Genomic DNA, 12,766 nt, shown 5'->3' with positions numbered 1-12,766 from the left:
ACAATGTTGAATATAAGAAAAATATTTTCAAATTATTCTTATTTTGAAAATACTTTTCATAAAAATGAAATATTTTAGTATTCAAATTTTAATCGTTGCATTTCAAGAAGTATATTCATAAAAGATTTAAGGAGAGCTAAGAGTAAAAAATCTTTTTTCAAATTAAGGCAAAATTCTACTAAAAGAAGCATTTAAAATATTCTATATTATAAATCCAAAGTTACAAATACAATAATAAAAATTTTACTTCGTATGTCATAGTATTTTAAATTAATACTATTTCAAAATAATAAAAAATTATTTATGGGAGGATGTAAAATGAATTACAAAGGGATAACTTTAATTTTAACAGCTGCTATGGTTATAAGTGGTGGTAATTATGTATTGGTTAAAGGAAGTACTTTAGACTCAGGGAAAAATAATAGTGGGTATGAGATTAAAGTAAATAATAGTGAAAGTTTAAGTTCACTAGGAGAATATAAGGATATAAATTTAGAAAGTTCAAATGCTTCTAATATTACTTATGATTTAGAAAAATATAAAAATTTAGATGAAGGTACTATTGTTGTAAGATTTAATTCCAAGGACTCTAAAATACAAAGCTTATTAGGAATAAGTAATAGCAAGACTAAAAATGGATATTTTAATTTTTATGTTACTAATTTAAGAGTTGGGTTTGAGCTTAGAAATCAAAAAAATGAGGGGAATACACAAAATGGAACTGAGAATCTAGTACATATGTATAAAGATGTTGCTTTAAATGAGGGGGATAATACTGTTGCCTTAAAGATTGAAAAAAATAAAGGTTATAAGCTTTTCCTTAATGGAAAAATGATTAAAGAAGTTAAAGATACAAATACAAAGTTTTTAAATAATATAGAAAATTTAGATAGTGCTTTTATTGGAAAAACTAATAGATATGGACAATCTAATGAATATAATTTTAAGGGCAATATAGGTTTTATGAATATATATAATGAACCTTTAGGCGATGATTATTTACTTAGTAAGACTGGAGAGACAAAAGCTAAAGAAGAAGTTCTTGTAGAGGGAGCTGTAAAGACAGAGCCAGTGGATTTATTTCATCCAGGATTTTTAAATTCTAGTAATTACAGAATACCAGCCTTATTTAAAACAAAAGAAGGAACTTTAATAGCTTCAATAGATGCAAGAAGACATGGTGGAGCTGATGCTCCTAATAATGATATAGATACAGCAGTTAGAAGAAGTGAAGATGGAGGGAAAACTTGGGATGAAGGACAAATAATAATGGACTATCCTGATAAATCCTCTGTTATAGATACAACTTTAATTGAAGATGATGAAACAGGAAGAATATTCTTGTTAGTAACTCATTTCCCTTCAAAATATGGTTTTTGGAATGCTGGATTAGGAAGTGGATTTAAAAATATTGATGGAAAAGAATATTTATGTCTTTACGATTCATCAGGTAAAGAATTTACTGTAAGAGAAAATGTAGTATATGACAAAGATAGTAATAAAACAGAATATACAACAAATGCTTTAGGAGATTTATTTAGAAATGGAACTAAGATAGATAATATAAATTCTAGTACAGCACCTTTAAAAGCAAAAGGGACAAGCTATATAAATCTTGTATATAGTGATGATGATGGAAAGACTTGGAGTGAGCCACAAAATATTAATTTCCAAGTTAAAAAGGATTGGATGAAGTTCTTAGGAATAGCTCCAGGTAGAGGAATACAAATAAAAAATGGAGAACATAAAGGAAGAATAGTAGTTCCTGTTTACTATACAAATGAAAAAGGTAAACAATCTAGTGCTGTAATATATAGTGATGATAGTGGTAAGAATTGGACAATAGGAGAATCTCCAAATGATAATAGAAAATTAGAAAATGGAAAAATAATAAATTCTAAAACCTTATCAGATGATGCACCTCAATTAACTGAATGTCAAGTAGTAGAAATGCCAAACGGTCAACTAAAATTATTTATGAGAAATTTAAGTGGATATTTAAATATTGCTACAAGTTTTGATGGGGGAGCTACTTGGGATGAAACAGTAGAGAAAGATACTAATGTTTTAGAGCCATATTGCCAACTAAGTGTTATAAATTATAGTCAAAAGGTAGATGGAAAGGATGCTGTTATTTTCTCAAATCCAAATGCAAGAAGTAGATCAAATGGTACTGTGAGAATTGGATTGATTAATCAAGTTGGAACATACGAAAATGGTGAACCTAAATATGAATTTGATTGGAAATATAATAAATTAGTTAAACCAGGTTATTATGCTTATTCTTGCTTAACAGAATTAAGCAATGGAAATATTGGATTATTATATGAGGGAACACCAAGTGAAGAAATGTCTTATATTGAAATGAATTTAAAATATTTAGAGAGTGGAGCTAATAAATAAGAAATTATTAAAAATATTATTTTATGGTTTGAAAGGGGTAAAAGATTATGAAAAAGATATGGAAGTATGGGGTATTACTTGCACTACCATTAGTTTTAGCGGGATGTGGAAATAAGCCTTCAGAGGGTAGTAATAAAAATAAAGAAATTACTTCGATTAAGTGGACTGTTGATGGAGCGTTAGAGGCTCAAAAAGGTCAAAGCAAAAATATAGGAACAGCAGGGTTACTTTATGGTAAAACAAAAGATTATATAGTTGTTGGAGGTGGAGCTAACTTTCCAGAGGAGCCAGTAGCAAAAGGAGGAGCTAAAAAGCTTTATCCTGATATATATGTATTAAAAAATGAAAATGGAGATTTAAAGCAAGTAGATCATACAACATTAGATTATGAAATAGGTTATGGAAGTTCCATAACTACTGAGGAAGGAATTTATTATGTAGGTGGAAGTCCTAATAAAGAAGAAGGAAATAACGTTTCTCTTATTACAACTGATGAAAAAGGTAAAATTGGTTTAAAGCATATTGGAGATTTACCTTTTACATTTAGTGATGGCTTTGCAGTTAAAAAAGATAAAGATATTTATTTAGGACTTGGAAAACAAGATGGAAAAGCTAGTAATAAGGTTTATAAATTTAATGTTGAAACAGGAAAAACAGAAGAATTAAAGGAAATACCAGGAGAACCTACTAGAAATCAAGCCGTTGCTCAATTATTAGGTGATGATATATATGTATTTAGTGGTGGAGATAAAATTGCTTACACAGATGGTTATAAATATAGCATTAAAGATAATTCATGGACTCAAGTAGCTGATGTTAAAATAGGAAATGAAGAAATTTCACTTTTAGGTGCTAATTCAGTTAAATTAAATGAAGATGAAATGCTTGTTATAGGTGGATTTAATAAAGCAGTTTATGATGATGCTGTAAAAAATTTAAATACATTAAAAGATGAAAGTTTAGCTGAATTCAAGAAAGAGTATTTTGGAAGAGACCCTCAAGATTTTGCTTGGAATACAAAAGTTCTAATTTATAACTCAAAGAATAACCAGTGGAAGTCAATTGGAGATGTACCATTTAATGCTCCATGTGGAGAAGCATTAATATTAGATGGAGATAATATCTTCTCAATAAATGGAGAAATCAAACCAGGAATTAGAACAAATAAAATTTACTCAGGTGAATTAATCTATAAAAAGTAAATAAAATGAGATTGAGAAAGTAAAAAAAATAGGCGTGTATCAAAATATAATTTGATACATGCCTTTTTAGTCGTTCAATTATAATGTTTAATATTTTAATGGATAACTTAAGAGAAAATAATATTTTGATTTAGGGAAAATTTTTATAAATAAAATTAAATTTTTTGTTGGGTATATTAAGATAGCTTTATTAAATTCATTTATTGTTTTTTAGTTTAAAGGTATAGAATTTGTTGTTATAGGAAAAATAATTTCATTATATAAAGTAAGTAATATGGTTATTAAAGGTTATTTTTAGTGAGGTTTTAAATTTATATATTTAATATTTTTAGTAGGAGGATAAAATGAATAAGAAAGTTATTTTAATTACTGGAGCTAGTTCGGGGATAGGTTATTCAACTGCTAAGTTATTATTAAAAGAGGGACATATAGTATATTGTACTGCAAGAAGAGTAGAAAACATGAGAGAGCTTCAAAGGTTAGGTGGAAAGATAATATTTTTAGATGTTAAGGATGAAAGGGCAGTACAAAAAGTTGTAAATACTATAATTAGAATGGAATCTAGAATAGATGTGGTTTTTGCTAACTCTGGATATGCCTGTGCTGGGGCATTAGAAACTGTAAATATAGATGATGCAAAGGAAGAATTTGATGTTAATTTGTTTGGAGTAGCAAGAGTGATTAAGGCTGTAATGCCTCAAATGAGGAAACAAAAATATGGATATATTATTGTTACGTCTTCTTTAGCTGGAATAGTTTCAACACCTATGATGTCATTTTATCCAGCTTCCAAACATGCTTTAGAGGGAATGATAGATGGGTTTAGAATGGAAAATAAGGAAAGAGGAATTAAAATAGTGAAAATACAACCTTCATTTATTAATACAGAATTTATTAACCCTTTTATGAATTCACTCAATAAAGCATCAAAAACTAAAAATGCTAAGGCTTATAAAAAAGAGTTTGAATTTTTTAGAAAGAGTTCTACTAAATTAATTCTTAGTTCACCACCTCCAGAAAAGGTAGCTAAAGTTGTATCAAAAATAATTTCTAAGAAAAACCCTAAAAAACAGTATTCTATAAACATTGATTGTAAGTTGTGTAAATTAATAAAAAGATTTTTAGGGAATTCAGCAATAGATAAATTAATGATTAAAACATTTTTAAGATAAGATGTTGAATAAGTTAATAAATTTTTTATAAAATGAAGATACAAAGTATAAAGAAGATATTTTTTATAAAAGACTTAATAATTTAAAGATGTTATAGGAATAGTATGGGGGAAAGAGTTTTGGAAATTAGAGAACCTAAAAATTGTGAAATAGATGATATTATGAAAATTTGGTTGGAGAGTACAGTAGAAGCTCATTATTTTATTGAAGAAGAATATTGGAAGAAAAATTATGAAGTTGTAAGAGATATTTATATTCCAATGGCTAAAACTTTTGTTTACTGTGATGAAGGAAAAATAAATGGATTTATAAGTATAATAGATAGTAACTTTATAGGTGCTTTATTTGTTCACACTAAAAGTCAAGGAAGTGGAATAGGAAAAAGCTTACTTGAATATGTTAAAAATAAATATGAAAATATAGAATTAGCTGTTTATAAAGATAATAAAAAGGCAGTTGAATTTTATAAGAAACAGGGTTTTAAAATAATAAAAGAGCAAGAAAACGAAGATTCAGGTCATTTAGAATATTTAATGTCATATTCTAAAAATAGTAGTAAGAACCAATAAAAATTATTAACACTTAAGTTTATTGTAAATGAGCTTAGGTGTTTTTTATTAGTATTTATAATGAAGAAATTAGATTTAGAAAGAGGTTAAACTTTGTAGAAATTAAAAATTTATAAATCTAATTAATTAAGGGGTTTAATTGATAACTTTTTATATGAATATAGAAATATGTAGTGTAATTGTGCAATAATTTACATATAGGAAAGATTATATATAATGCATAAAAATAAATCTTATTATTATATTTTTATAAAGCATTTATGCATAAATTAAGTAAAATACAGACTTAGGTTATGAAATGCATGATATATAAATAGGCTATGAAATACATGAGATATAAAAAGGAGAGAGAAAAATGAAAAAATGTTTATATTGTGGAAAAGATTTAGAGAAAGAACCAAAAGAAAGTTATATAGAAAATAAAGTAGGATATTTTTGTAGTGAAGATCATTTTGATAAATACATACTTTCTTTAACTCCTGAAGAGTATATAGAAGTTCAAAACTCTTTCTGCGTATGTAGTGATGATTAATAAAGATAGGTTTTATATTTAAAGGAATTTTGAGTTTAGAGGAAATTTAAATTAAAAAAACTATTTTTTTATAAGGAAGGAGAAGCTACTTATATAGATAATATATTTTTTTAGTAGCATTAGTAAAGTATGAAAAAATGGAGTAATGGTGCAAAGAATAAAAAGTTTGTAGCATCATATAGTGGGGGTAAAGATAGTACTTTAGCTTTATATAAAGCTATGCAAGAAGGAAAGGCTTTAGGGATAATTGTAATGATGGAGGAAGATGGAGAGAGATCAAGAGCACATAGTCTATTTCCATCTGTATTGAAAGCACAAGCAGAGGCTATTGGATTACCTTTGTTTACAGCAGCTACAAATTGGGAGGACTATGAAAAAAATTTTGTTAAGAAATTAAAAGAAGCAAAAGATTTAGGGGCAGAAGTGCTTGTTACAGGGGATATTGATGTTCCAGAAGAGGAATGTTGGCACGAAAGGGTTACTAGTAGTATTGGACTTGGACTAGGTATGCCACTTTGGAGAAAGAATCATAAAGAAGTAGTAGAAGAATTTATAAATTTAGGCTTTGTAACAAAAATTGTTACTGTTAACCTAAATAAAGGAATGAAAAAAGAAGACCTTGGAAGGGTTCTTACTTTTGCTTATATTAAAGAGTTAGAAGAAAGAGGAATTGATCCTTGTGGTGAAGCAGGTGAATTTCATACAACAGTTATAGGTGGTCCACTTTTTAAAAAAGAATTAAGAGTTAAACATGGAGAAATTATATCAGAGGGAAACTATATGTATTTATCTTTAGAGTTAGATGATTTTAAGTTATCAGATGAATAAGGAATCAAATAAAAGTCAAGGTAAGCTAAATTAAACTTGCCTTGACTTTTTATAATTAAATAATAAAAAATATGATTTTAAATATATCTTTTTACATAGTTTACACAATTTTATGATAAATATATTTTAATAATTAAGAATTATTCTTAATTATACTATAAGTTCTTTTAAATAATGGCGTAACTTTTTTTATTTATCTGAAAAGATGTTTTTATTTAATAGCAAAAGCATCTTTTTTTTGAGGTTAGAAAATCTACAAATTTTTGTTCATAATAATCTAATTTATAGTTTTTTCTAAGTGCAATATAGTATTGGAAAGGAAGTGTTAAATCATTTATATCGATTTTCTTTAATTCACCACTTCTCAATTCATGGTTTAAAGAAATTGCAGGTAAAAATGAATATCCTTGTCCAAAAGATACAGAAGATTTTATTGATTGAGGAGAATTAAGTGATAAAACAAAATTAAGATTATCTATATTAATTTTATTTTTCTTTAAGCTTGATTCTACTAATAATTTATTAGCTGATCCATCTTCTCTTGTTATTAAAGGAAGTTTATAAAGTTCTTCAACATTTACTGATTTAAATGAAGTATTTCTACCACCAACTAAAACTAGATTATCAGCCATCAATGGAATAAGTTCTAAGTTTTTACAATCACTAGGTTTACCTTGAATAATGCCTATATTTGTTTCATGATTAGTTAATTTTTTTAATATATCTGAGGTATTATCTATTTCCATAGAGATATCAGTCTTATAATGAATTTCTTTAAATGTATATATACTGCAAGGCATTACATGCTCACCTAAACTTTTACAACAAGAAATAATAAGTTTTGAATTAATATTTTTTAATTCATCTAATTTTTTTTGTAAGTTATCTTCTATGGATAACATTGATTCAGCAAATTCAAAGATTATTTCACCAGCACTTGTTAAACTTACTCCTGTATTACTTCTATTTAAAAGTTTAAAATTTATATCATTTTCAAGTTTTTGAATTTGCATACTAACTCCTGGCTGAGTTAAATGCAATTGTTTCGCAGCTTTAGAAATACTATTACACTTAACTGTTGTATAGAAAGATCTAAGATAAGTTAAATTCATGAGTTCACCTCCTAAATATTGTTTTACTATTTATATTAAAGGTAGTCTTTTTATTATTTCATACTTTTATATAAAAATAATGAAGTTTTTTAGATAATTTTAAAAGTTTAGTTTGTTAAAATAATTAACATTAAAAAATAAATAGTATTATATAAATCAATTTTAAAGTAAATTCTTTGTTTAAAGCAAGGTGTATAACAAAGTGTTATTAAGTATAACATACTTTTATTATGGTATAAACCTAGTTATATGATACTATCAAGTAGAGGTAATTAAATTATGCACATGTTAGATAAAAATTTAACAAAGAAAATTTGTTTAGATATTCACTAAGAAAGGTGGAAATATAATGAGTAAAAAGATAGTTATTGTTGGAGGAGTAGCAGGTGGAGCTTCAACAGCAGCAAGACTTAGAAGATTAGATGAAAACAATCAAATAATAATGTTTGAAAGAGGGCCTCACGTATCCTTTTCAAACTGTTGTCTACCATACTATTTAAGTGGAAAAGTTGAAAATCATGAAGATTTAGTTCTTATGACTCCTGAAAAATTTTATAGCCAATATAGAATTGATGCGAGAGTTTATACAGAAGTAGTATCAATTAATAGAAAAGCTAAAGAAGTAACAGTAAGAAATGTAGTAAGTGGACAAGAATATACTGAAAGCTATGATAAGCTAGTTCTTTCACCAGGAGCAAAGGCTATAGTACCACCAATAAAAGGAATTGAAGATGTTAATGTGTTTACAGTGAGAAATGTTGTGGATATAGCAAAATTAGATTCTTTTATAAAGGATAATAATAGTAAGAACATATCAGTAATAGGTGGAGGATTTATAGGAGTTGAAGTTGCAGAGAATTTACATGAAGCTGGATATAACGTAACTTTAATAGAAGCAATGGATCAAATAATGAAGCCATTTGATTATGATATGGTTCAAGTTTTACATAAAGAAATGTATGATAAGGGCGTAAATTTAATAGTTGGAGATAAAGTAAGCTCTTTTGAAAGTGGAAAAGTAGTATTAGAATCAGGAAAGAAAATAAATTCAGATGCAGTTGTTATGGCTATAGGAGTTGCACCTGAAACAGATTTAGCTAGGGAAGCTGGTTTAGAAATTGGACAAACTGGAGCAATAAAAGTTAACCAAAATTATTTAACTAATGATAAGGATATCTATGCAGTTGGAGATGCTGTGGAAGTTTATAATTCATTAACAAACTCAATATCTAGATTACCATTAGCGGGACCCGCACAAAAACAAGCGAGAGCAGTAGCAGATCATATACATGGAAGACCATCAAGAAATAGTGGATATATAGGTTCATCCTGTGTTCAAATATTTGATTATAATGGAGCTTCAACAGGCTTAACAGAAGGTCAAATAAAAGCTATGAATTTAAGCTTAAACTATGATGTTGTAAGGGTTATACCTCAAGACAAGGTAGGATTAATGCCAGGAAGTGAGCCATTACATTTTAAATTAATATTTGAAGTTCCAACAGGAAGAATTTTAGGAGCACAAGCAATTGGTAAAGGAAATGCAGATAAGAGAGTTGATATAATAGCTACCTTAATAAAAATGGGTGGAACTGTAGAAGATTTAAAAGATTTAGAGCTTTGTTATGCCCCTCCTTTCGGAACAGCTAAGGATGTAGTAAATCATGCTGCATTAGTTGCATCAAATCTTTTAGAAGGAACATTTAAACAAGTTTATGTACATGAGGTAAGGGATTTAGTTGAAAGTGGAGCATGTATAATAGACGTTAGAGAAGTAAGTGAATATGAAGCAGGACATATAAAAGGAGCCAAAAATCTTCCTTTAAGTGAAATAAGAGATAGATTAGATGAAATACCAACTGATAGACCAGTTTATTTACATTGTAGAAGTGCTCAAAGAAGTTATAATGCATGTTTAGCATTACAACATTTAGGATTTGATAACATTTATAATGTATCAGGTGGATTCATGGGAATAAGCTTCTATGAATACTATAATGATAAAGTTCAAGATAGAGAGCCTATAGTTACAGAATATAATTTTAATTAGAGTAAATACATGGTGTTTTAATTAATTTTAAAACACCATGATAAAAAATAATATTATTAAAAATAAAATAGTTTGTTAATTAACAAATTAATAGGGGGAATTAAGTTGAAGAAATATACGGAATATATTATTGGATTCATATTACTAGCAGCAATAATAATAATAGGTAAAATTAATCTTGGTAGTTCAATGCTATTTTTTAGATTACTTGCAGGTTTAGGATTAGGATATGCCCTTACAAGATCATTCTTTGGATTTGCTGGTGGAGTAAACAGAAGTTATAAGACAGGATCTACAAAATTAATGAGAATGTTAATGATATTATTCGTAGGAACAGCAATAGTAAGTGTTTGTTTCTTTATAGGACAAGACCCTACAGAGTATGACTTATGGGTTAATCCAATTAACTTAGGACTTATATTAGGTGGATTATTGTTCGGATTTGGTATGGCATTCTCTAGTTGTTGTGCATCAGGGGTTCTTACTGACGTAGTAACAGGATTACCACGTGCTTTCATAACATTAATATTCTTTGGAATGGGAGTATATTTAGGATTCCCAGTTCAAAACTCAGCATCTTGGGTAAAAGATACAATGATATCTACAGGAACATTTGAAAATGGTGTATTCTTACCAGACTTATTTAAATGGGATGGTTTAGAAGGATATTTAGGAGCAATAATAGTAACTATTATCTTAGCTTGCTTAACAATTTGGGTAGCAAAGTTATATGAAGAAAAGAGAAAAGCAAATAATACTTATACTGGAGTTGACACAGAAATTCTTCAAGAAAAGAAACATGAAGAAAAAGGTGAATTTAAATTATTTAGTGAAGCTACATATGAAAAGTTATTTGTAAGACCATGGACACTTGCTACTGGAGCTTTAGTAATAGGTGGTATATTCATACTATTAATGGGAGTAACTAAAGCCGGATGGGGAGCATCAACACCTTATGGATTCTGGTTTGGTAGAGCACTTGTAGCTGTTGGAGTTTCACCAGAGAGTGTAGCAACTTTTGCAGGAAAACCAGTAGAAATGTTTACAGCTCCATTTTTCTCAAATGGAATGAATGTACAAAACTTTGGTATAATATTAGGAACATTAGTTGCATTACTTTTAGCTGGAAGTTTCAAGAAAACTTTCAAAGCTGGTTTACAAATAAGCTTTAAAGAAGCTTTATTATACATAGTTGGTGGTTTTGCCATGGGATTTGGAACAAGATTATCAAATGGATGTAACGTAGGAGCACTTTATACACCAATAGCTAACCTTTCATTATCAGGTTGGATATTCCTTGTATTCCTAGTAGCAGGAGGAGTTTTAGGAAATATAGTTTATAAAAAGATTATGGGAAATAAGTGCTGCAAAGTAGAAGTTAATAATAAATAGAGATAAAAAATAGTTTAAAAAGCTATAATTGGTTAATATAAAATAAAACTAATTATAGCTTTATTTTCTTAAATGAATGGAGATAATGATGAAAGAAATTAAACTAAGTAGAATAGATATATTTTCTATAGTTTTGGGAGCCATAATTGGATGGGGATCATTTATGCTACCTGGAACTAAATTTTTAAAGGAGTCTGGGGTAATAAATACTTTCTTAGGTCTCTTTTTAGGGGTAATATGTATAATTATTATTGAAAAAAACTATTTAATAATGATGCAAACTCACGATGAAGAGGGAGGAGAGTTCTCTTTTACTTATAATAATTTAGGAAAAAAACATGGATTTATTGTTGGATGGTTTTTAACTTTGGCTTATTTTACAATGATTCCATTAAATGCAACTGCATTTCCACTTGTAATCAAGAAGATATTTGGTGGGATTTTAGAATTTGGTTATTTATATAATGTAGCTGGATATAATATTTATCTAGGAGAAATATTAACATCAAGTATAATAATAATTGCTTTTGCAGCATTAAATTTAAATGGAATAAAGAAAACAAGTAAAGTTCAGAACTTAATAATTTTTAGCTTAATATCAATGACTTTTATTGTTTTAGTTGGCATGATAATTAAGGGAAACAGGATAGATTTTATTAATACATATATTAATAAATATTCTTTTGATTTAAGTCAAATAATAAAAGTATTTGCCATAACACCTTTTGCTTTTATAGGCTTTGATGCTATTCCACAATTAAGTAAAGAGTTAAACTTTTCTAAGAAAAAGGCATCAAGGGTAGCAGTGATTTCCTTAGTTATGGGTGCATTAATTTATAATATATTAAATATTATAACTGCCTTAGCGTATTCACCAGAACAAGCAAGTTCTTTAGAATGGGCAGCAGGAAGTGCTGTATTGAGTACTTTAGGCAAAGGGGCCTTCTTTTTACTTATAATAGCTTTAACTGCCGCTGTATGGAGTGGAATAAATGGATTTATGATTTGTAGTTCTAAATTATTAGGGTCTATAGCAAATTATAAAATGCTTCCTTCTAAGATGGGAAAGATAAATAAAAATGGCGTCTTTAGCAATGCTATAATTTTCATAACTATAGTAAGTTTAATAGCCCCTTGGTTTGGGAGACAAGCAATAATTTGGATTGTAGATATGTCCTCTTTAGGAGCATCAGTTGCATATTTTTATGTTTCCTTTATAGTTTTAAAAGAATCTAAAAACACTAAAGATAAAATTTTAGCAGGAATAGGAGTGGTAATAAGTATAATTTTTATGCTTTTATTAATTTTACCTATTTCACCAGCAGCCTTGTCTAAAGAATCTTTAATAGCTTTAATAGTATGGTGTATAATAGGTTTTATTGCATACTATAAAATTCAAAAGGATAATATAGAAGCATAACCTTTATTTTATGATAAATAAAACATATAAAGTTATTTAATTAATATTTAAAATAGAAAATATCATCTTGAAACAAACATGAAAAC

General features: G+C 27.7%; 10 protein-coding genes. 9 read left to right on the top strand and 1 reads right to left on the bottom strand.

Annotated elements, in window-relative coordinates:
- Nucleotides 1-318 precede the first annotated feature (318 nt).
- The 6 genes from nanI (at nucleotide 319) to I6G60_RS12740 (ending at nucleotide 6,706) form a co-directional block, all read left to right on the top strand.
- Nucleotides 319-2,403 carry an exo-alpha-sialidase NanI gene (nanI, locus tag I6G60_RS12765; RefSeq protein WP_197925413.1) on the top strand — a complete coding sequence of 695 codons (2,085 nt, stop codon included), beginning with the start codon at nucleotides 319-321 and terminating at the stop codon, nucleotides 2,401-2,403.
- A gap of 47 nt (nucleotides 2,404-2,450) precedes the next feature.
- On the top strand, nucleotides 2,451-3,605 hold the full coding sequence (locus tag I6G60_RS12760) for a cyclically-permuted mutarotase family protein (protein ID WP_025648070.1): 1,155 nt from the start codon (nucleotides 2,451-2,453) through the stop codon (nucleotides 3,603-3,605).
- A 344-nt stretch (nucleotides 3,606-3,949) separates the two neighbouring features.
- Entirely contained in the window at nucleotides 3,950-4,777 is an 828-nt protein-coding gene (locus tag I6G60_RS12755; protein ID WP_060669783.1) for an SDR family oxidoreductase, read from the top strand.
- Nucleotides 4,778-4,881: 104 nt separating this feature from the next.
- A complete protein-coding gene (locus I6G60_RS12750; protein WP_110016318.1) occupies nucleotides 4,882-5,346 on the top strand; it encodes an N-acetyltransferase in 465 nt (154 codons plus the stop codon).
- A gap of 355 nt (nucleotides 5,347-5,701) precedes the next feature.
- Nucleotides 5,702-5,878 carry a hypothetical protein gene (locus tag I6G60_RS12745; protein WP_003472183.1) on the top strand — a complete coding sequence of 59 codons (177 nt, stop codon included), beginning with the start codon at nucleotides 5,702-5,704 and terminating at the stop codon, nucleotides 5,876-5,878.
- 129 nt (nucleotides 5,879-6,007) lie between these two features.
- Nucleotides 6,008-6,706, top strand: coding sequence for a Dph6-related ATP pyrophosphatase (locus I6G60_RS12740; RefSeq protein ID WP_003461624.1), 699 nt, complete (start codon nucleotides 6,008-6,010; stop codon nucleotides 6,704-6,706).
- Nucleotides 6,707-6,921: 215 nt separating this feature from the next.
- Here the strand turns inward: I6G60_RS12740 and I6G60_RS12735 are convergent, their stop codons facing one another.
- Nucleotides 6,922-7,818: a LysR family transcriptional regulator gene (locus I6G60_RS12735; RefSeq protein WP_110016317.1), complete on the bottom strand. Its 897-nt coding sequence runs from the start codon at nucleotides 7,816-7,818 to the stop codon at nucleotides 6,922-6,924.
- A gap of 349 nt (nucleotides 7,819-8,167) precedes the next feature.
- Here I6G60_RS12735 and I6G60_RS12730 point away from each other — a divergent pair, with 349 nt between their 5' ends.
- From I6G60_RS12730 to I6G60_RS12720, 3 genes are all read left to right on the top strand, one after another.
- A complete protein-coding gene (locus I6G60_RS12730; protein ID WP_003472186.1) occupies nucleotides 8,168-9,868 on the top strand; it encodes an FAD-dependent oxidoreductase in 1,701 nt (566 codons plus the stop codon).
- Nucleotides 9,869-9,973: 105 nt separating this feature from the next.
- Nucleotides 9,974-11,260: a YeeE/YedE family protein gene (locus I6G60_RS12725; protein ID WP_003453134.1), complete on the top strand. Its 1,287-nt coding sequence runs from the start codon at nucleotides 9,974-9,976 to the stop codon at nucleotides 11,258-11,260.
- 88 nt (nucleotides 11,261-11,348) lie between these two features.
- Nucleotides 11,349-12,680: an APC family permease gene (locus I6G60_RS12720; protein ID WP_003468932.1), complete on the top strand. Its 1,332-nt coding sequence runs from the start codon at nucleotides 11,349-11,351 to the stop codon at nucleotides 12,678-12,680.
- Nucleotides 12,681-12,766: the final 86 nt, after the last annotated feature.

It is taken from the genome of Clostridium perfringens (genome assembly GCF_016027375.1).
GTDB classification, from domain to species: Bacteria; Bacillota; Clostridia; order Clostridiales; family Clostridiaceae; genus Sarcina; species Sarcina perfringens.
This window is presented reverse-complemented; position numbering and strand designations above follow the sequence as displayed.